A 20,333-nucleotide genomic window follows, 5' to 3' on the forward strand; every position below is an offset into this window, starting at 1 on the left:
CGTTGGGTTGACACGGTTGACGAGAGGGGCCTGATGGAGTCGACACTGCACCGCACGCGATCCGCGGCCGAGGAGCTGAGCCCGGCCGAGTCCGCGCTGCTGCAGGCGCTGACCGAGCGGATCCGCCTGGGCGAGGCGGACGCCGCCCTCACCGACACCGCGGACGTCGATGCGTTGGCCGAGCGGATGCTTGCCGCGCTGCCGACCGTCAAGCACGAGACCGACGCGCTGATCGGCCCGTTCTACGACACCGCCTCGTTGGCGAACTGGCGGGGGGTCACCCGGCAGGCGATCCACAAGGCGACCCAGAAGCGCGACCTGATCGGTCTGAAGATCGGCGACGGCACCCGAGTCTTCCCCGCGTTCCAGTTCGGTCGGACCGGGACGCCGCTGCCGCACCTGCGCGACGTGCTCGACCTCATCGACCGCGACGCGATCGACCCCTGGGGCAGTGCGCTCTGGCTCAACACGGTCGCCGACGAGTTCGGCGGGACGACCGCCGCGCAGGCACTCCGCGACGGGCGGGTCGAACCGGTCCTGATCGCCGCTCGCCGAGCCGCCCACGCCTGGCATGCCGACGCCTGAGCGGGAACCGGCGCGGACCGACGTCGCGCAGCTGCCACCGGCCGACGACCTCGACCTGACCGGCTTCCCGGCTGCCGAGTCGCGCGGGACGACGTTCTACCGGGCCAAGCGGCACGACCGCGGGGCGTGGTGGTTCGCATCGACACCCGCCGACGCCGACGGCGTGGACGGCGGCCGGTTCGACCTCGCCGACCCGCGGGGCACCTGCTACTGGGCGGACTCGGTCGAGGTCGCGGTGCGCGAACGGCTCGCCCACCACACGCTCCACACGAACACCGTGTTCGCCGCACGGGCGCGCGAGATGGTCGTCGTGGCGGCCCGGGCCTCCCGGGGGCGACGCTTCGCCGACGTCACGGACCCGGCCGCCGTGCGGTCGGGGGTCGGCGCGGAACTGCAGACGATGGGGGACTACCGCGTCCCACAGGCCTGGGCCCGGGCGTTCGACGCGGTCGGGTTCGCCGGCGTCCGCTACAGCACCCGGTTCACCAGCGCCGCTGCGGCCAATGCGTGGGCGGTGTTCGGCGACGCCGGCATCCCCCGGAAGCCCCGGCCGGAGCGGGTCCACCGGGACGGCATCGCCGCGTGTCGGGAGTCCGGCATCCGGGTGCTCGAGGACGGCTCGCAGGCCGGACCGGAGCGGTTCACGTTCGTCACGCCGCCGCGCTGAGGGACACCGCTCCCGCTGCTGTCGGTGGCTCGTCCTACCGTGCGGGTCGTGGCCGAACCAGTGGATGCGTGGTGGCGCCGCCGACAGTGGTCGCGCGGTGTCCCGGTGCCGTACGCCGTGGGCGAGTTCCGCGCCGAGTGGGCGTCGTGGCCCGTCCTGGTCCGGCAGTACCACCCGGACTGGAACGCGGGCGTCGTCCTGACCCAGATCCCGCCGGCCGCCGACGTGCTGTTGACGTGGGAGTGCGACGTCGGTCACGTCTTCGTCGCCACCCCCAGCGAGCAGCGGTCGCGTCCTGGTCGTGAGCGCCGTCGGTCGGTCTGGTGCCCGGAATGCGCCGTCCTCGCCCAGCCCCAGCGGTGGCCGGTGCTGCCCGAGGACTGGCCGTCCGCTGTCCCGGTCCCGCAGCGCGCTGTGCGGTCGAGCGGGCGACAGACCCTGCCGGCCGCGCCTGCTCGGGGACTGCCGGGAGGCGCGGTCGCCTCGTCGCGCCGGACGCCCGCCCGCACGCGCACCGGCAGCACGGCCGGCCGCGGGCGCAGTACCCGGACGGGCGCGCCCCGGACGATCTGCCCGAAGACCCCGCGGCTGCCGTCGGGGGAGTCGTTCGTTTGCCAGTGCGCGCCGGCGCCGGCCTCCGCGGTCGAAGCCGAGCTCCGCGCCGGGCTGCGCGCCCGCCTGGACCTGACGTTCGAGCACACCGCGATCCGCCTCGACCGGCCGTTCCACGAGCACGTCGAGGTCTGGCCGGACATCATCCTGCCGGAGCTGCGCGTCGCGATCGAGTACGACTCCACCGGCCGGCACGGGCTCGAGCACGTGGGTTCGCGCGAGGAGTCCGACCGCCGGAAGGACCGCGCCACCCGGGCCGTCGGGTGGGAGGTCGTCCGGATCCGCACGGGTCGTCTGCCCGTCCTCGGCCCGTGGGACCTGCAGGAGTCCGGGGTGTCCGGCCGCACGATCGACCGGCTCGTCGACGTCCTCCGCGAGATCCGCGGCCCGCTGTTCGTCGACGCCTACGCGCGCTGACGGGCGTCCGTCCGGGCTCGGCTCAGCCGGCTGGGTCGCCGCACAACGAGAACCGGTCCGTGCCAGGGGCCCCCGCGGTGCGAACCGGTTCCGGTGGTGCGTGTCCAAGCCGAACCGACGCAGCGCGAGCCGGGCCGGCGCGAGCCGAGCCGGCCCGGGCCGCCGGCTCAGCCCCGCAGCGCCAGCGCCTCGCTCATCCACCGCGTGTGCAGCGCCCACGGGTCCGGCACACCGGCGGCCACGACGTCGACGTGCGCCAGCAGCTCCGGCGTCACCCGGAACCATTCGGTGCCCGGGTACCGCGAGGCGGCGAACTCCGCGTGCCGCTGCCGCTCGAGGGAACGGTCACCGCGCTCGAACCCGAGCAGGTCCTGGTGGGCGATCCGACCGAGGCGCTGCCGCGGGTTCGCGGTCGTGCCGATCTTGACCCGGTCGCCGGTGTCGTCGCGCATCCGCAGGTAGTACACGACGTCGACCCGCGGCGCGCCGAGCTCACCGTCCGGCACGTCCCCGAAGCGCCACTCGCAGACGGCGCAGACCGAGCCGGACGGGAACCGCACCCCGATGCGACCGCCGCAGACCAAGCACGGCCCGGGCAAGAGGTCCTCGACCCCGACGTGCTCGGCCGCGAACTCGGCGACCAGGGTGACGTGTCCGGTGCACAGCGGCACCGGGGCCTCGGGGGAAACCACTGCCGTGCAGCCGGGGACGCAGCAGCGCGCGGGACTCTCCGACCGGACCATGCTCGGCACGCTACCGACGGCCACCGACGCCGCCGGGTCGGTGGGGGCTGCCGGGCTCAGTCCTCGAAGACCACGCCGATCGGTTCGCGCTTCTCCTCCTGGAACCGGTCCTCGGCGCGTCCGAGCGCCCAGTACGCCGACAGCGACAGGTCGGCCTTCTCGAGCCCCCAGTCGTCCTGCAACACCCGACGGATCGCCTTCACCGCGGCCCGCTCGCCGTGTGCGAAGACGCTCACCGGACGGGAGGCGCGGGGCAGCTCCCGGGTCGCCGCCAGCAGCAGCGTGCCCGGCTCGGCACCCGCCGCGTCGCGGTGCAGCCAGCGCAGCTCGACGCCGGTCGGGTGCACGAGCGGCTGTTCGTCGGCGGGACCGGCCACCTCGACCAGGGCGACACCCGTGGCGGACGGGAGCATGGCCTCCAGGGCGGCGCCGATCGCGGGCAGGGCGCTGTCGTCACCGAGCAGCACGTGGGTGACCTCGGGGTCCGTGGAGGGTGCCCAGCCGCCGCCCGGACCGGACAGCGCGATGCGGTCGCCGGGGCGGGCCGCCGCGGCCCAGGGTCCGGCGAGGCCGTCGGTGCCGTGCACGACGAAGTCGATCGCGATGGTCCGGGTGACGGGGTCGACGGCGCGGACGGTGTAGGTGCGGCGAGCGGGCAGGTCCGACTTCGGCATCGTGGCGCGGAGGGCGTCGAGGTCGTACGGCGGCTGCAGGCCGGTACCCGGCTTCGGCAGCATGAGCTTGACGTACTTGTCGGTGGTCGCCAGGCGTTCGGGGTCGGCGTGCTCGATGAACGCGTCGTACCCGGGGCCGCCCAGGTGGAGGCGGACCATGTGCGGGCTGAGGCGCTCGGTGCGGTCGACGACCAGGACGTGCTGCGGGCGGTTCGGCTTCGGGCTCATCGGTGGACGAGCCTCCTTTCCTGGGTCTTCCCGCCGGAGGGTGACGACGGACACCTTGTGAGGTTAGCCTCACCTCATGAGCACGAACGTCGTCCCGTTCTCCGAGGCCCTGCGGGTCCGGACACGGCGCTCGCACGGGGTCACGGCCGGCCACGGCTTCATGCACGACCTGGCGGAGGGCCGGTGTGACGTCGCCGACTACGCGACGCTCCTCGGGCAGTACGCCTTCGTCTACGACGCGCTCGAGTGCGCAGCCGACCGGATGGCCGACCACCCGGTCGCCGCCCCGTTCGTGACCAGCCGACTGACGCGCATGCCGGGCATCCGCGCGGACCTGGAGTTCCTGGTCGGCCCGGACTGGGACGAGCTGCTCACCCCGCTGCCCGCCACGACGGCATACGTCCGGCGACTCAACGAGGTCGCGGCGACGTGGCCCGGCGGGTTCGTCGCCCACCACTACACGCGCTACCTCGGCGACCTGACCGGCGGTCACGCCATCGGACGCCTGCTCGCCGACCAGTTCGGCTTCGAGACCAACGGTGTCCTGCTCTGGATCTTCGACCAGGTCGCCGACCCCGCCGCGTTCTCCGACACGTACCGCGCCGAACTCGACGCGGCGCCGTGGAGCGACGACGAGCGGGAGCGCGTGATCGCGGAGGTGGAGCTGGCCTACCGGCTGGACGCCGGGCTGCTCGCCGCGGTGGACGGGATGCGTCTGCCGTCCGCCCTCGCCGACCCGGCCTGAGCCGGGCTGATCCGGCCTGACCCGGGCGGATCCGGGTCGCGCCGCGGTCCGAGCCAGCCGCACCAGGCCGTCCGGACGGTCGTCGTCACGTGACGTCGGCGCCCGGTACGCTGCTGCCACGCCGGGACAGCCCGGACCGACCCGGGAAGGACGAGATGACGGCGATCGACGGTTCGACGCGCTTCGGACGCGCGCGTGACGACGTCAGCGGAGCGGTCGACAGCGACCTGCGTGCTGACGTGCGGTACCTCGGCAACCTGCTCGGACGGGTGCTCCGCGAGACCGGCGGTGACGACCTGCTGCGCGACGTCGAGTCGCTGCGCCAGGCGGTCATCGACGCGTACGAGGGCACCGACGAAGACGGCGCCACCCGCGCCGAAGCGGTGGTGGCCACGTTCTCCGCCGAGCGTGCCGAAGAGGTCGCCCGGGCGTTCACCTCGTACTTCCACCTGGTCAACCTGGCCGAGGAGCACCACCGCGTCCGGGTCCTCCGTGCCCGCGGGGACGACGGCGGCCAGCCGGGTGACTCGTTCCCCGCCACGTTCGTCGAGCTCGTCGAGCAGGTCGGCGCCGACGAGGCCGCTGCCCGGCTCGAGGGCCTGCGGTTCCACCCGGTCCTCACCGCGCACCCGACCGAGGCCCGCCGTCGTGCGGTGACCACGGGTGTGCGCCGCATCACCGACCTCATCGACGAGCGCGACCGCATGAAGAACGCGACCGCCCGCGCCGAGAACGAGCGCCGACTGCTCGAGGAGATCGCGACGCTCCTGCGCACCTCGCCGCTCCGCACCACCCGGCCGACCCCGCTCGACGAGGTCCGCACCGCGATGAGCGTGTTCGACCAGACCCTGTTCGAGATCGTGCCGCAGGTGTACCGGCTGCTCGACGACCGGCTGCAGGGCGACGACGCCGGCCGTGCCCCGGTGCAGGCTCCGGCGTTCGTGCGCTTCGGCACGTGGATCGGCGGCGACCGTGACGGCAACCCGCACGTCACCGCCGACGTCACGCGCCAGGCCGCCGAGATCGCCGCGGAGCACATCTTGCTCGGGCTGACCCGGGCCGCGACCCGCATCGGCAGCGCCCTGACCCTCGACGCCGACCACACCCCGGGCGACGCCGGCCTCACCGCGCTGGTCGCCGCGCAGGAGTCCTTGGACCCCGACGTCGCCGAGCGCATCGGCATCCGTGCGCCCACCGAGACCCACCGCCGCGCGCTGCTGTTCATCGCCGCCCGCATCGACGCCACCCGTCGCGACGACCGACCGCTGGCGTACCGCGGCCCGGACGAGCTCCTCGCCGACCTGCACGTGGTGCAGGCGTCACTGACGGCCGCCGGGGCGCTCCGTGCCGCGAACGGCGAGCTGCAGAACCTCGTGTGGCAGGTCGAGACGTTCGGGTTCCACCTGGCCGAGCTCGAGATCCGCCAGCACTCCCAGGTGCACCGCACCGCCCTCGCCGAGATCCGCGCCGGGGGAGCCCGGAGCGAGATGACCGACGAGGTCCTCGCCGTCTTCCGGACGATCGCCGACCTGCAGCGCCGCTACGGCGTCCGGTCGGCCAGCCGGTACATCGTGTCGTTCACCCAGTCCGCCGAGGACCTGGCGAACGTGCACGAACTCGCCGTCGCCGCACTCGGGTCGGTCGAGGCCGCCCCGGTGCTCGACGTCATCCCGCTGTTCGAGACCTTCGCCGACCTGCACGCCAGCGTCGACATCCTCGACGAGGCCGTCCGCACCGAGCCGTTCCAGCGTCGCCTCGGGGCGACCGGGCGCCGGCTCGAGGTCATGCTCGGCTACTCGGACTCCTCGAAGGACGTCGGCCCGGTGTCGGCGAACCTGGCGCTCTACGACGCCCAGGCCCGGATCGCGTCCTGGGCGGCGGCGCAGGACGTCGAGTTGACGCTCTTCCACGGCCGCGGCGGCTCCCTCGGCCGCGGTGGCGGTCCGGCGAACGAAGCCGTGCTCGCGCAGCCGCCGGGGTCCATCGACGGCCGCCTGAAGCTCACCGAGCAGGGTGAGGTCATCTTCGCCCAGTACGGCGACCAGGACATCGCGGCCCGACACCTGGAGCAGATGGCCTCGGCGACGCTGTTCGCGTCGTCGCCGTCGAACGAGGCACGCACCGCCGTCGCGGCCGAGCGCTTCGCCGACCTGGCGCAGCAGCTCGACGACGTGTCCCGCGCGGCGTTCTACGACCTGGTCAAGGCCGACGGCTTCGCCCCGTGGTTCGCCCGCGTCACCCCGATGGAGGAGCTCGGGCTGCTGCCGCTCGGGTCCCGTCCGGCCCGCCGTGGTCTCAGCGTCGAGTCGCTCGAGGACCTCCGGGCGATCCCGTGGGTGTTCTCGTGGACGCAGGCCCGGATCAACCTGGCCGGCTGGTACGGCCTGGGCTCGGCGCTCGAAGCGGTCGGTGACCTCGACCTGCTCCGCACCGCGGCCGCCGAGTGGCCCCTCTTCGCGGCCCTGATCAAGAACGTCGAGATGTCGCTCGCGAAGACCGACGTCCAGATCGCCCGTCGGTACCTCGAGCTCGCGGACCGCGACGACCTCGGGCGGAAGGTCCTGGACGAGATGGACCGGACCCGCTCGTGGGTCCTCCGGATCAGCGGCGCCGAGGACGTGCTCGAGGACCGGCCGGTGCTCGCGCGCGCCGTCCGACTGCGCTCCCCGTACGTCGACGCCCTGTCGCACCTGCAGCTGCGCGCGCTCCGGGCGATCCGGTCGTCCGGCAGTTCCGACACCACCGACGGCGACCACCGGCTGCTCCTGCTGACGGTGAACGGCATCGCCGCCGGCCTGCAGAACACGGGGTGATCCCCCGGACCGGGGGCACGGACGCCAGCGCGTCCTGTTCCCCCGGTCGCCATGACCCGTTAGCCTCCGATGAGGCACGCGCAGACTCTCGAGGGGGCCCCACACACAATGGACATCGTCGTACACGAAGCCGGCACCGAAGCGGCGGTGTTGGAGTGCTCCGGCCGCCTGAACATGGTGTCGGCACCAGCCTTCCGCGAGACCGTCGCCACGGTGATCGAGGGCGGCCGTCCCCGTGTCGCCGTCGAGCTGTCGCGCGTCGAGTTCCTCGACTCCTCGGGTCTCGGTGCGCTCGTCGGTGCGTTGAAGACCGCTCGGCAGGCGGGTGGTGACCTCCGGATCGCCGCACCGTCCGAGCAGGTCGCGATGGTGCTGAAGCTGTCGAACATCGACAAGATCCTCCGCAGCTACGCCGACGGTGACGAAGCCGTCCGCGAATGGGTCTGACCGGGGCCGTCGTGGGCGAGCACCGGCTGGACTTCGCGTCGCCGCCCGACGACGTCTCCTCGGTGCACGACTTCCTCAGTGACGTCTGGACGGCCGAGCCCGCCGTCAGTGTCGAGGACCGGATGGCCCTCGAACTCGCGATCATCGAGCTCGCCTCCAACGTGATCGAGCACGCGGCCGCGGGCGGGCAGGTCACGTGTTCACTGACGCTCGCGGTCGCCAGCGACGCTCTGGAGGCCCGCATCACCGACGACGGCCAGCCCGCGTCCGTCGACGTGGCCGGCGCCACCCTGCCGGACGACATGGCGGAGGGCGGGCGTGGACTCGCCCTCGTGCAGATGGTCGTCGACGAGCTGCGCTACGACCGTCTCGGTGACGAGAACCGCTGGACGGTCCGGAAGGCAACCCGCGCGGTGTGAGCCGCTTCCCGCGTCGGGTCCATCCAGATGCATGAAGTTCGCACGGCGCGTGTCACGATTCCCCGGATGACCGCCACCATGGACCCCCGGACCGTCTTCGAGACCTCCGGTGCCGATCTCGACGCCGCTCGGTCGATGTTCGAGCAGACCTACGAGGCGTCCGGGTTCCTGCCCGAGCGGACCGAGCGGGCCTTCGGGTACCGCTTCCGGACCGTCGGCGACCAGACGATGTCCCTGCGGTCGACGCGGTTCGACGCCCGCATGGTGGGCGATGTCGACTCCGGCGACCAGATCAGCGTCGCCTGGGTGACGGACGGCGGTGGCGTGCTCGACGTCGGTCGTGATGAGGTCGCCCTGACGCCCGGTCGGCCGGTGGTGTTCCCCGTCGGACGTCCGTACCGCTTCGACCTGGCCGACGTCCGGCAGAGCGTCGTGCAGTTCGACCGCACCTTCCTCGAACGCGTCGCCGCCGAGGCGTACGGCACCGAGCCCGGCACCCTGGTGTTCGACCACACGGTGGTCCCCGGTGCCGAGGCCGTGCGCGCCTGGAACCACCAGGTGCAGGAGGCCTCCCGCGTCGTGCTCGGCAACACCCCGATGTCCGTGCTGGCCTTCGCCGACACCGCTCGTCGGACGGCTCTGGCGCTCCTCAGCACCTTCCCGCACCGCCTCGCCGCCCGCCAGGTCCCGCTGCCCGCGGGCGCCACCGGCCGTGTGCGTTCGGCGATCGAGTACATGCACGCCGCCGCGCACACCCCGATCACCACGACCGACATCGCCGAGCACGTCGGCCTGAGCATCCGCGGCCTGCAGCAGGCGTTCCAGCGGCAGGTCGGCATCGCGCCGAACGCCATGCTGCGGGGCATCCGGCTGGACCGGGTCCGCGACGAACTGCGCGAGGGCACGCCGGCCGACACCACGGTGGCGAGCGTCGCCGTGCAGTGGGGCTTCGCGCACCTCGGTCGGTTCTCGGCGGCGTACGCACGGCGGTTCGACGAGTACCCCCGCGACACCCTGCACAGCTGACGAGCACGGCGGGACCGACCGCAGGCGCCAGAGTCGCGACACGCCGCTCGACTCCAGGCGACATGCCACCGGATCCCGCGACACTCCGCGGATGTCCGCGCTGATGGAGCGTGCGATATTCATACTCCTCACATGGAGACGCAGTCCGGAGCACGCACGCCCCTCGTGGACCCCTTCGGTCGCGAACTCGAGGAGTGGTTGCACGACGCCCCGGCCACGCGGTCGCCGTACCTCGCAGACCTCGTCGTCCCGCCGGTCACCGGTCCGGTCCGGCGCCCCGTGCTGCCGCCGGTGGACGTCGAGGAGCCGGTCGCGGACGCACCGGCCGTCGAGCAGCCGGTCGCCGACGAGCCGGTCGTCGAACTCGCCGAGACCGCTCCCGAACCGGCTCGCGTCGTCTCCGGCGACGACCGTGCCTTCCGCCGCGACCGCGCGCGCCACGTCGCCGTCTGCGCACCCTCCTTCCCCGAGCCGCCCGAGCGCCTGGCCCTCCGGTTCGACGACCTCGCCGTCGCACTCGATGCCTCGAGCGGCCGCACGACCATCGAGCGCATCGACCTGCTCGAGGACGAGGTCCGCGTCCGTGACGAGGACCTCGCCCGCCTGGCCGCCTGGGAGGCCGTGGTCGCCGACAGCACCGACGCCGAGGTCGAGGGTGCGCGGGCGTTCGCTCGCGAGGTGTTCGCCGACCTCCTGGCCGACGCCGCCCGCGAGGCCGAGCGCCGCGAGCGTGCCGCGCTCCGCCGCGCCGCCACCGCACCGGTCCGCGTCGGCGCCGTGCGTCCGCTCCTGCCGGCGCCGCACCGCGCGGTCGCCGAGCCGGTGTCGGTCGAGGTCCCGGCCGATGACGCCGACCTGGTCGCACCGCCCGTCGGACCGCAGTCCGCCGTCCGACCGGTGTCGAGCCTCCAGACCGTGTCGCCCTCGTCGCCGCCGGTCCCCGCGTCCGGTCGCCCGACCCCGCTGGTGCAGCCCGTGACCGGCCCGACGGTCATCGACCGCGAGGCCTTCGCCGCCGTGCTCCGCGCCCACACGGGCGAGCAGCCCGTCGTCTCCGTCGAGGTCCCGGTGGCCGCACCGGTCGGCGCGCCGCAGTCCGCCGACGACACCGACGCGACGGACGTCGTGGACGCACCCGACCGGGAGGCCCGTGCCGACACCGCGTCGACCGCACCGACCGGCTGGTGGTCGCGTCTCGTCGCCCGCCTGCTGCACCTCGTCGGCCGTCGCTGACACCCGGGCCGACCCCGCCGTCTCGGTACACTGACGGGATGCCGACGCTCCGAGAACTGCAGTCCGCCGTCGAGTCCCTGTGGCCGGCGGCCGGCGCGGAGTCCTGGGACTCCGTCGGCCTCGTCTCCGGCGACCCGGACGCCCTGGTCGAGCACGTCCACCTGGCCGTCGACGCCGTGCCGGACACCGCCCGCGAAGCCGTGGCAGCCGGGGCGGACCTGCTCCTGACGCACCACCCGCTGCTGCTCCGGGGTGTGACCACGATCGACGAGTCCACCTACAAGGGCTCCGTCCTCGCCACCCTCGTCCGTGGCGGATGTGCACTCCTCGCCGCGCACACCAACGCCGACGTCGTGACCACCGGCACCTCCGCCGTCCTCGCCGACCGGATCGGACTGCAGGACCAGCGTCCCCTCGAGCCCGCGGCCGACGGCGTGAGCGGGATCGGCCGGGTCGGTGTGCTCGCCGAACCGGTGCCCCTCGGCGTGCTCGCCCGACGGATCGTCGACGTCCTGCCCGCCACCGCGACCGGGGTCCGCGTGTCGGGGGAGTACGACCGACCCGTCCGCACGGTCGCCCTGTGCGCCGGCGCGGGCGACGCGTACCTCGGCAACGCCGAGGTCCGGGCCGCCGACGTCTACGTCACGAGCGACCTGCGGCACCACCCCGCCTCGGAGTTCCGTGAGCAGGCGATGGTGGCCGACGGCCCCGCGCTGATCGACACCTCGCACTGGGCGACCGAGTGGCTGTGGCTCGACGTCGCCGCCGAGCAGCTCCGCGCCGCCACCGGGGTCCGCGTCACCGTGAGCGACCTCCGAACCGACCCGTGGGACTTCGCCGTCCTGCCATCCGCACCCAACGAAGGAGCCTGACCATGAAGGCAGCACCCGAGGACCAGGCCATCCTGCTCGACGTCCAGCGACTCGACAACGACATCACCCGGCTGGCCCACCGGATCAGCTCCCTGCAGAAGGGCGAGCACCTCACCGAACTCGGCACCCGTGCCGCCGGCCTCCGCAGCCAGCTCGCAGCCGCCACCGGGGACGTCGAGGACGCCGAGCGCGACCTCGCCCGCCTCGAGTCGGACACCGCCACCGCCCAGGCACGCATCGAACGCGACACCACGCTGCTGCAGAACGTCGGCAACGCGAAGGACGCCGCCGGGCTGCAGAACGAGCTCGACTCGCTGAACCGTCGGACGAACGACCTCGAGACGCAGGAGCTGGAGGTGATGGAGACGCTCGACCGTCTCCGCGCCCGGGTCGGCGACATCGAGAAGCAGCTCGCCGACATCGACGCCGAGCGTGGCCGCCTGATGGGTGTCCGCGACGACGGCATCGCCCGGTTCGAGAAGGACCGCGTCGCCGCCGAGCAGTCCCGCGCCGACGTCGCCGCGAAGGTGCCGGCCGACCTCCTCGCACTGTACGAGCGCCAGCGTGCCCGGTACGGCTTCGGGGCGTCGCTGCTGCAGGGCGGCGTGTCGACGGCGTCCGGCGTGGCGCTGAACAACTCCGACCTGGCCACGATCCGGGCCGCGGCGCCGGACGACGTCCTGCTCTGCCCGGACAGCGACGCGATCTTGGTGCGGACGGCCGAGTCCGGCCTGTAGGCGCCGCCGCCGCCGCGGCGCCGCCGCCGCCGCTTCCGCGGAACGCCGCCGCTTCTGCGAGACGCCGCCGAATCCGGCGGCGTCTCGCGCGTTCCGCGGTGTCTCGCGGCGGCGGGCGCCGGCCAGGGTCCTGGGGCGTGCCGGGCGGGAGGCGCGGTGCGGGCTGGCCGCGTGCCTCCCGGCCGCCGACACGCGCCCGTCTGCATGCGCCGCCGTCGTCCGGGCGAGACGCCGCGGAATCCGGGGGTGTCTCGTGCGCTCCGCGGTGTCCCGCGCGTTCCGCGGTGTCTCGCGGCGGCGGGCGCCGGCCATGGTCCTGGGGCGTGCCGGGCGGGAGGCGCGGTGCGGGCTGGCCGCGTGCCTCCCGGCCGCCGAGACGCGCCCGTCTGCATGCGCCGCCGTCGTCCGGGCGAGACGCCGCGGAATCCGGGGGCGTCTCGTGCGCTCCGTGGTGTCCCGCGCGCTCCGCGGTGTCTCGCGGCGGCGGGAACACGGCAGCCCGGCACCTCGCGGTACCGGGCTGTCGTGGTCGTGCGGTCTGGGGCGAACGGGCCGGCCGTACGCCGGGTTCTGTCCCGCGACCGAGGTCGCGGTGACGGCCATCTCTCTCGGACCGACGTTGCCGTCGGCCTCCAGCGGTCTACCCGAGGACTCGGCGAGCAGCCTCAGCGTCCTCTGTCTGACCTTGCTCCGGGCGAGGTTTACCGAGCAGATCCGGTCACCCGGATCCCTGGTGGTCTCTTACACCACCGTTTCACCCTTACCGACGTCACCGCCGGCGGTCTGTTCTCTGTGGCACTGTCTCGCGGATTGCTCCGGGTGGGTGTTACCCACCGCCCTGCTCTGTGGAGCCCGGACGTTCCTCGGCACTCCCGGGGGAGTGACGCGACCGTCTCACCGACCCGTTCGCTCCGACGAGTGTACCGGCCCGCCCGCGCCGCCGGGCTCCGACTCCGAACTGCGACCGCCCGACCGGTCCCGACCGGTCCCGACACCCCGCACGTCGTCCGCCGAGCGGTCACGAAACGTCGGTCCCGCACGCGGAGAACGACGTTTCGTGACCGCTCGGCGCGGAGCACACGGGGTGTCGTGACCGCTCGGCGCGGAGCACACGGGGTGTCGTGACCGCTCGGCGCGGAGCACACGGGGTGTCGTGACCGCTCGGCGCGGAGCAGACGGGCGCGCCGGACGGACGAGCGCGCCGGACGAACCGGCTGGTCAGCGGGAGCTGCGTGCCGCCAGGGTCGCCGCGCCGATGATGCCCGCGTTGTTCCGGAGCGTCGCGGGGATGATCTCCGCCTGCAGGTCGAGCAGCGGCAGGAACTCCTCGTACTGCTTCGACACGCCACCGCCGACGACGAAGAGCTCCGGGGACAGCAGCGCCTCGAGCCGGGAGTAGTACTTCTGCAGGCGCTTCGCCCAGTGCTTCCAGGTCAGGTCGTCCCGCTCCTTGGCCGCGAAGGACGCCTTCGTCTCGTAGTCGACGCCCTCGATCTCCAGGTGGCCGAGCTCCGCGTTCACGATGAGCACGCCGTCGTTGATGAGCGCCGTGCCGATGCCGGTGCCGAGTGTCGTCATGATGACGAGTCCGTCGCGGCCCTTGGCGGCACCGAACTGCTGCTCGGCGAACCCGGCGGCGTCGGCGTCGTTGACGAAGTGGATGGAGCGGCCGAGCTCCTTCTCGAAGAGCGCCTCGGCCTCGAAGCCGATCCACTTCTTCGACACGTTCGCGGCCGACATGGTCTTGCCGTCGCGCACGATCGCCGGGAAGCAGACACCCACCGCGACGTCCGACGCGGGGGACAGGTCGTCCAGGATCGACTTGGCGACCTCGACGATGTCGTGCGGCTTGCCACCCTCGGGCGTCGCCTTCTTGATCCGGTCGGTGGTGAGTTCGCCGGTCGCCGTGTCGACGATCGCGCCCTTGATGCCTGTTCCGCCGATGTCGACGCCGACTGCGAGTGAGGTCATGGGGAGCGGTGCCTTCCGTAGGTGGCTCGTGTCCGGCACGGTCCCGGGATCGGGTGCGCCGCGGGTGGTCAGGAGACGGTGAGGAGTTCGGTGCCGCGTTCGGTCACCAGGAGCGTGTGCTCGAACTGCGCGGTCCAGGAGCGGTCGCGCGTGGTGACGGTCCAGTCGTCGGCCCAGATGTCGGCGTCGATCCCGCCCAGGGTCAGCATCGGCTCGATCGTGAAGACCATGCCCGGCTCGATCACGGTGTCGTAGCGGACGTCGTCGACGTGCGGGATGACGAGCCCGGAGTGGAACGCCCGACCGACCCCGTGTCCGGTGTAGTCGCGGACGACCCCGTACCCGAAGCGCTTGGCGTAGGACTCGATCGCGCGGCCGATGACGTTGACCTGCCGACCCGGTGCGACGGCGCGGATGCCGCGGTGCATCGCCTCTTCCGTACGGGTGACGAGGTCCTGGACCTCGGGCGCCGCCTGCCCGACCACGAAGGTCCGGTTGGTGTCGCCGTGCATGCCGTCCTTGTACGCGGTGATGTCGATGTTCACGATGTCGCCGTCCTGCAGCACGGTGTCGTCGGGGATGCCGTGGCAGATCACCTCGTTCAACGAGGAGCAGAGCGACTTCGGGTACCCGCGGTAGCCGAGCGTGGAGGGGTAGGCGCCGTGGCCGACGATGAACTCGTGGCCGATCCGGTCGAGCTCGTCGGTCGTGACGCCCGGGCGGATCGCCGCGCCGACGGCGTCGATGGCCTGCGAGGCGATGCGGCCCGCGGTGCGGATGCGCTCGACCTCGTCCGGGGTGTACGTGTCGCCGAGGCCGTGCTCGTGCGGTTCGACCTTGCCGACGTACTCGGGGCGCTCGATGCCCCGTGGGACCGGCCGCTGCGGGGAGATGCGGCCAGCGGTCAGGTGTCCGTGTTCGTCCCGGGGCATGCGCTCCACTCTAGCGGCGTGTCGGAGCCGACCGCCGCCTCCCGGCCGTGGAGCCGGGCACGGACGACCGGGGCCTGCCGGACGACCGGGGCCTTCCGGACGACCCGGGCCGGCCCCGGGTACGGTCGGCCCCATGACCGACGAGCGCATCGAATCCCAGTGGTGGTACAACGACAAGACCGGCGAGGTCGAGCAGGGCCTCAAGTCGACCAACCGTCACCACATCGGCCCCTTCGCCACCCGTGACGAGGCCGCGCACGCCCTGGACCGCATCCAGTCCAACAACGAGCGCGCCGACGCCGCGGACACGGAAGGTTGACCACTAGCCTGTGACAACGGTCGTGGACCGGACCAGCTGAACTCGGAAAGGTCGTGCATGGACAAGCAGACGGACTTCGTGCTCCGCACCATCGAGGAGCGCGGGATCAAGTTCATCCGACTCTGGTTCACCGACGTGATCGGCACCCTCAAGTCGGTCGCCATCGCGCCGGCTGAGGTGGAGGGCGCGTTCGCCGAGGGCATCGGCTTCGACGGCTCCGCGATCGAGGGCCTGACCCGCTCGTACGAGGCCGACGTGCTCGCGCACCCGGACCCCTCGACGTTCCAGATCCTGCCGTGGCGCGGGGAGATCGACCCGACCGCCCGGATGTTCTGCGACATCACGACGCCGGACGGGCAGCCCGCCGTGGCCGACCCCCGCAACGTCCTGAAGCGGACCCTGGCCCGGGCGAGCGACCGTGGGTTCACGTTCTACACGCACCCCGAGATCGAGTTCTACCTGCTCAAGGACCGCGACTGGAAGGACGGCGGCCCGAAGCCCGTCGACCAGGCCGGCTACTTCGACAACGTCCCCGGCGGCAGCGCGCACGACTTCCGTCGCCGCTCCGTCCGGATGCTCGAAGACCTCGGCATCTCGGTGGAGTTCAGCCACCACGAGGCCGGCCCGGGGCAGAACGAGATCGACCTCCGCTACGCCGACGCGCTGACGATGGCGGACAACATCATGACGTTCCGCACGGTCGTCAAAGAGGTCGCGATCGAGCAGGGCGTCTACGCGACCTTCATGCCGAAGCCACTGTCCGGGCAGCCCGGCTCCGGCATGCACACGCACGTCTCGCTCTTCGAGGGCGACCAGAACGCGTTCTACGAGCCCGGCGGCGAGTACCAGCTCTCGCCCACCGCGAAGCAGTTCATCGCCGGTGTCCTCAAGCACGCGCCGGAGATCACCGCGGTGACGAACCAGTTCGTCAACTCGTACAAGCGTCTCTGGGGTGGCGACGAGGCCCCGTCCTTCGTCACCTGGGGCCACAACAACCGGTCCGCGCTGGTCCGCGTGCCGCTGTACAAGCCGAACAAGGGCCAGTCCGCCCGCATCGAGTACCGCGGCATCGACTCGGCCGCCAACCCGTACCTGGCGTACTCGCTGCTGCTCGCCGCCGGCCTCAAGGGCATCGAGGAGGGCTACGAGCTCCCCGCCGAGGCCGAGGACAACGTCTGGAGCCTGTCCGACTCCGAGCGCAAGGCACTCGGCTACAGCCAGCTGCCGGCGAGCCTCGACCACGCCCTGTCGCTGATGGAGGACTCGGAGCTCGTCGCCGAGACCCTGGGCGAGCAGGTCTTCAACTTCGTGCTCCTCAACAAGCGCCAGGAGTGGAAGCGGTACCGCGACCAGGTCACCCCCTTCGAGCTGGACACCAACCTCGGCATGCTCTGACCCCGCCGGTCAGGACACACGACGGGAGCGCACGCGATGACCAGCAGGACGGCGACCTCGCGGTCGCAGCTGGCGCGGCTCGGGTTCGCCGACCTGTCCGGCACGCTCGAACGGATCGCCGCCCTGGAGGCCCGCCCCGCGTCCGACCTGCGGGTCCCGATCGCGGACGCCGAGTCGGTCTGGGCCGCCACGGCGGACCCGGACGGCGCGCTGCTGGCGCTCGAGCGCCTCATCGAGTCCGCACCGGAGCAGCTGCGGCCGGTCCTGGCCGACGCCGGCGCGACCGAGCGCCTGGTCCGGTTGCTCGGTGCCTCGATCGGGCTGGCCGAGTTCCTGCAGCGCCGGCCGGACGAACTCGCCCTGCTGCTCGAACCCGTGGCCCCGCCGTGGTCGCAGGAGCGGTACACGGCGTCGCTCGACGAGGCCGTCGACGGTAGCTCGGGGGAGACCGCCCGCCGTCGACTGCGCGTCCGCTACCGCCGACACCTGGCGCAGATCGCCCTGTTCGACGTCCTGCACCCGTCCCCGACCGAGGCGTTCCCGGACGTCGCTGCGGGCCTCGCCGACCTGGCCGGTGCCGCGCTCGACGCCGCCGTGACGGTCGCCCGTCGCGAGGTCCCGTTCCCCGCCGCGGACGTGGCCGCCACGCCGCTGGCCGTGATCGCGATGGGCAAGGCCGGAGCGCGGGAACTCAACTACGTCAGCGACGTCGACGTCATCTTCGTGACGGAACCCACCGAGCCGGCCGACGGGGACGACGCACCCGCGATCAGCACCGACCGCGCCGTGCTCATCGCGACGCGCCTGGCGATCGCCGCGACCCACGTCATCACGGACCTCGCCGCCGAACCCGCGCTGTGGGAGGTCGACGCGAACCTCCGGCCCGAAGGCAAGGACGGGGCACTCGTCCGGACGCTCGAGTCGCACGTGGCGTACTACGAGCGCTGGGCGAAGGGGTGGGAGTTCCAGGCGCTGCTCAAGGCGCGGGCGATCGCCGGGTCGACGGACCTCGGCGAACGCTACGTCGCCGCGGTGGCCCCGTTCGTCTGGGAGTCGTCGAAACGCCCAGGGTTCGTGGAGTCGGTGCAGCGGATGCGGGAGCGGGTCACGGCGCACATCCCGGACGCCCAGGTCGACCGGCAGCTGAAGCTCGGCCCCGGCGGCTTGCGCGACGTGGAGTTCACCGTGCAGCTGCTGCAGCTCGTGCACGGGCGGGACGACGAGTCCGTGCGGGTGCGCTCCACGCTCGAGGCGATGGACGCGCTGGCGACCGCCGGGTACGTCGGACGACCAGAGGCCGCGCGCTTCGGGCCGGACTACGCCCTGCTCCGGGTGCTCGAGCACCACATCCAGCTCCGGCGGCTGCAGCGCACGCACCTGATGCCCTCCGACGAGGACGAACTCCGGGTCCTCGCACGCTCGACCCGGCTGGCGTCCTCGGCGTCGGCACTGCAGGACCGCTGGCGGTCGGTGAAGCTCGAGGTCCGGGGCCTCCACGAGCGGCTGTTCTACCGACCGATGCTCGCCGCGGTGGCCTCGACCGAGGGTGAGATCGTCCTGACGAGCAGCCAGGTCCGTGACCGGCTCACCGCCATCGGGTTCCTCGACCCGGACGGCGCCGTCACCCACATCCGTGCGCTGACGCAGGGGACGACCCGGCGGGCGGCGATCCAGCGGAACCTCCTGCCGGTGCTCCTGCGCTGGATGGCGGAGGGACCGGCACCGGACCGGGCACTCCTGGCCTTCCGGCGGCTCAGCGACGTCCTGGGGGAGTCGAGCTGGTTCCTCCGGATGCTCCGCGACTCCTCCGGCGCCGCGCACAGCCTGACGACCGTGCTGTCCGAGTCCGCGTTCCTCTCGGGTCTGCTCGAGCGTTTCCCGGAGGCCGTGGCGTGGTTGGACGAGCCGGACACCCTGCTCAAGCCCCGCCCGCTGCCGGCGTTGCTCGCCGAGACAGGGGCGACGACGGCCCGGCACGGTGACGCCGTGGACACCGCGGCCTCGCTGCTGCGCGGGGTCCGGCGGCGGGAGACGCTCCGACTCGGCATGGCCGCGGTGCTCGGCCACCTGGACGTCGACGGCCTCGGCCCGGCGCTCAGCGACGTCACCGAGGCCACGCTGAGCGGCGCCCTCGACCTGGCGCGTCGGGACGCCCCGGACGGCCTGGAGTTCGGCGTGATCGCGATGGGGCGGTACGGCGGGCGTGAGCTCGGGTTCGGGTCGGACGCCGACGTCCTGTTCGTCTACCGGTCGTCGACGGTGCCGAACGACGTGGCCTCGCGGGCGTCACAGGTCGTGGTGCGCGAGCTGAACCGGCTGACCGAGGACGCCTTGCACCCCCTCGACCTCGACATCGACCTGCGGCCCGAGGGGAAGAACGGCCCCGTGGTGCGCTCGTTCGACTCGTACGCGGCCTACTACGCCCGCTGGTCGCTGACGTGGGAGGCCCAGGCGCTCCTCCGTGCCCGCGGTGCCGTGGGGGACGAGCAGCTCCTCCGCGACTTCGAGCACCTGGCGGACCGGACCCGCTACCCGGTGGCGATCGAGGACCGCGAGGTCCGTGAGGTGCGGCGCATCAAGGCCCGCGTCGAGTCCGAACGGCTGCCCCGCGGCGCCGACCCCGCACGGCACCTCAAGCTCGGCCGGGGGTCGTTGAGCGACGTCGAGTGGTTCGTCCAGCTCCTGCAGCTCCAGCACGGGCGCGAGCAGCCCGCGCTCCGGACCACCTCGACGCTCGAGGCCCTCCATGCAGCCACGGAGGCCGGCTGGGTCGCCCCGGAGGACGCCGAACGACTGGCTGCCGCGTGGCGGTTCGCCTCCCGGACCCGCAGCGCGCTGGTGCTGTGGTCGGGCAAGACGACGGACGTGCTGCCCGTCGAGCGGACGCAGCTCGAGGGCATCGCGCGGCTGCTCGAGTACCCGCCGGGGTCGGCGTCGCAGCTCGAAGAGGACTACCTCGCCGTCACACGTCGTGCCCGTCAGGTCTTCGAGCGCGAGTTCTACGGCGCCTGAGCGTCGGGCCGAGCGAGTTCCCCGGGGGAGCGACACGCCCGGACCGCCGCGACCCAGGCCAAGGTGACGAGTTGTCAAAGACAATTTCCGCCGATCGCGATCCGTACCCCGTCTCTTTGATCCCCGTACCCCGGTCGGTACCAGGTCGGAACTGCTGCCAGCCCACGACCAGGGTTTCGGAACACGGGCGCTCCGAGCTCGGCCGTGTTCGGAACGGCGTGACGCAACCGGCCCGTGACCGGGGGTTCCTGGCGGAACGGTGACGCGCCTCCCGATCGTGTCCGGCACCCGACCGACGGTCGATCGCCGTAGGACCGGTCCACCCAACTGCTGTCAGCACCAGTGAGGACACGGGGCTGTCCGACGTGCAGCGGACCACTCTGTCCCCCGATCGACACCGCGGCCACCCCCGCCCGAGGGACACGTTGCAGGGGTCCTGTGCGGTCTGTCTGAATGAGGACACCCGAACCGACCCCGATTTCCCGA

General features: G+C 72.8%; 18 protein-coding genes and 1 other RNA gene. 14 read left to right on the forward strand and 5 right to left on the reverse strand.

What is annotated here, in order from left to right; translation table 11 throughout:
- Positions 1 to 33: 33 nt before the first annotated feature.
- From DEI97_RS07685 to DEI97_RS07695, 3 genes are read left to right on the forward strand one after another with little or no spacing between them, the layout of a single operon-like run.
- Positions 34 to 585 (forward strand): hypothetical protein, encoded by a 552-nt coding sequence (locus DEI97_RS07685; RefSeq protein WP_111073252.1) that lies wholly within the window; start codon positions 34 to 36, stop codon positions 583 to 585.
- Entirely contained in the window at positions 572 to 1,252 is a 681-nt protein-coding gene (locus DEI97_RS07690; RefSeq protein WP_111073253.1) for an RES family NAD+ phosphorylase, read from the forward strand. The genes DEI97_RS07685 and DEI97_RS07690 overlap by 14 nt, the downstream gene beginning before the upstream one ends.
- Positions 1,253 to 1,300: 48 nt before the next feature.
- The gene (locus DEI97_RS07695) at positions 1,301 to 2,281 is read left to right on the forward strand and encodes a putative endonuclease domain-containing protein (protein ID WP_111073254.1); all 981 of its coding nucleotides are present in this window, start codon (positions 1,301 to 1,303) and stop codon (positions 2,279 to 2,281) included.
- A 167-nt stretch (positions 2,282 to 2,448) separates the two neighbouring features.
- Here the strand turns inward: DEI97_RS07695 and DEI97_RS07700 are convergent, their stop codons facing one another.
- Together DEI97_RS07700 and DEI97_RS07705 are read right to left on the reverse strand one after the other, a co-directional pair.
- Positions 2,449 to 3,024, reverse strand: a complete 576-nt coding sequence (locus DEI97_RS07700; protein ID WP_111073680.1) for a GIY-YIG nuclease family protein — start codon at positions 3,022 to 3,024, stop codon at positions 2,449 to 2,451.
- Positions 3,025 to 3,080: 56 nt separating this feature from the next.
- Positions 3,081 to 3,926 (reverse strand): siderophore-interacting protein, encoded by an 846-nt coding sequence (locus DEI97_RS07705; protein ID WP_111073255.1) that lies wholly within the window; start codon positions 3,924 to 3,926, stop codon positions 3,081 to 3,083.
- A 76-nt stretch (positions 3,927 to 4,002) separates the two neighbouring features.
- On the opposite strand from DEI97_RS07705, the gene DEI97_RS07710 reads away from it, so the two are divergent.
- The 8 genes from DEI97_RS07710 (at position 4,003) to DEI97_RS07745 (ending at position 12,218) form a co-directional block, all read left to right on the forward strand.
- The gene (locus DEI97_RS07710; RefSeq protein ID WP_111073256.1) at positions 4,003 to 4,671 is read left to right on the forward strand and encodes a biliverdin-producing heme oxygenase; all 669 of its coding nucleotides are present in this window, start codon (positions 4,003 to 4,005) and stop codon (positions 4,669 to 4,671) included.
- A gap of 155 nt (positions 4,672 to 4,826) precedes the next feature.
- Entirely contained in the window at positions 4,827 to 7,484 is a 2,658-nt protein-coding gene (locus tag DEI97_RS07715; protein WP_111073257.1) for a phosphoenolpyruvate carboxylase, read from the forward strand.
- A gap of 108 nt (positions 7,485 to 7,592) precedes the next feature.
- A complete protein-coding gene (locus tag DEI97_RS07720; RefSeq protein WP_111073258.1) occupies positions 7,593 to 7,931 on the forward strand; it encodes an STAS domain-containing protein in 339 nt (112 codons plus the stop codon).
- The gene (locus DEI97_RS07725; protein WP_111073259.1) at positions 7,922 to 8,350 is read left to right on the forward strand and encodes an ATP-binding protein; all 429 of its coding nucleotides are present in this window, start codon (positions 7,922 to 7,924) and stop codon (positions 8,348 to 8,350) included. The genes DEI97_RS07720 and DEI97_RS07725 overlap by 10 nt, the downstream gene beginning before the upstream one ends.
- A gap of 66 nt (positions 8,351 to 8,416) precedes the next feature.
- On the forward strand, positions 8,417 to 9,376 hold the full coding sequence (locus DEI97_RS07730; RefSeq protein ID WP_181439102.1) for a helix-turn-helix domain-containing protein: 960 nt from the start codon (positions 8,417 to 8,419) through the stop codon (positions 9,374 to 9,376).
- 132 nt (positions 9,377 to 9,508) lie between these two features.
- Positions 9,509 to 10,609: a hypothetical protein gene (locus DEI97_RS07735; protein WP_111073261.1), complete on the forward strand. Its 1,101-nt coding sequence runs from the start codon at positions 9,509 to 9,511 to the stop codon at positions 10,607 to 10,609.
- 38 nt (positions 10,610 to 10,647) lie between these two features.
- On the forward strand, positions 10,648 to 11,481 hold the full coding sequence (locus DEI97_RS07740) for a Nif3-like dinuclear metal center hexameric protein (RefSeq protein ID WP_111073262.1): 834 nt from the start codon (positions 10,648 to 10,650) through the stop codon (positions 11,479 to 11,481).
- Between the two features lie 2 nt (positions 11,482 to 11,483).
- Positions 11,484 to 12,218 carry a zinc ribbon domain-containing protein gene (locus DEI97_RS07745; RefSeq protein WP_111073263.1) on the forward strand — a complete coding sequence of 245 codons (735 nt, stop codon included), beginning with the start codon at positions 11,484 to 11,486 and terminating at the stop codon, positions 12,216 to 12,218.
- A 544-nt stretch (positions 12,219 to 12,762) separates the two neighbouring features.
- Here the strand turns inward: DEI97_RS07745 and rnpB are convergent.
- From rnpB to map, 3 genes are all read right to left on the reverse strand, one after another.
- Positions 12,763 to 13,123: RNase P RNA component class A (gene rnpB / locus DEI97_RS07750), an RNA gene on the reverse strand.
- Positions 13,124 to 13,436: 313 nt separating this feature from the next.
- The gene (gene ppgK, locus DEI97_RS07755) at positions 13,437 to 14,189 is read right to left on the reverse strand and encodes a polyphosphate--glucose phosphotransferase (RefSeq protein ID WP_111073264.1); all 753 of its coding nucleotides are present in this window, start codon (positions 14,187 to 14,189) and stop codon (positions 13,437 to 13,439) included.
- A gap of 68 nt (positions 14,190 to 14,257) precedes the next feature.
- Entirely contained in the window at positions 14,258 to 15,121 is an 864-nt protein-coding gene (gene map, locus DEI97_RS07760; RefSeq protein WP_111073265.1) for a type I methionyl aminopeptidase, read from the reverse strand.
- A gap of 133 nt (positions 15,122 to 15,254) precedes the next feature.
- On the opposite strand from map, the gene DEI97_RS07765 reads away from it, so the two are divergent.
- From DEI97_RS07765 to DEI97_RS07775, 3 genes are read left to right on the forward strand one after another with little or no spacing between them, the layout of a single operon-like run.
- The gene (locus DEI97_RS07765; protein ID WP_111073266.1) at positions 15,255 to 15,440 is read left to right on the forward strand and encodes an SPOR domain-containing protein; all 186 of its coding nucleotides are present in this window, start codon (positions 15,255 to 15,257) and stop codon (positions 15,438 to 15,440) included.
- A 57-nt stretch (positions 15,441 to 15,497) separates the two neighbouring features.
- On the forward strand, positions 15,498 to 16,835 hold the full coding sequence (gene glnA, locus DEI97_RS07770; RefSeq protein ID WP_111073267.1) for a type I glutamate--ammonia ligase: 1,338 nt from the start codon (positions 15,498 to 15,500) through the stop codon (positions 16,833 to 16,835).
- A gap of 36 nt (positions 16,836 to 16,871) precedes the next feature.
- A complete protein-coding gene (locus DEI97_RS07775) occupies positions 16,872 to 19,847 on the forward strand; it encodes a bifunctional [glutamine synthetase] adenylyltransferase/[glutamine synthetase]-adenylyl-L-tyrosine phosphorylase (protein WP_111073268.1) in 2,976 nt (991 codons plus the stop codon).
- Positions 19,848 to 20,333: the final 486 nt, after the last annotated feature.

The organism is Curtobacterium sp. MCLR17_032 (genome assembly GCF_003234795.2).
Lineage (GTDB): Bacteria > Actinomycetota > Actinomycetes > Actinomycetales > Microbacteriaceae > Curtobacterium.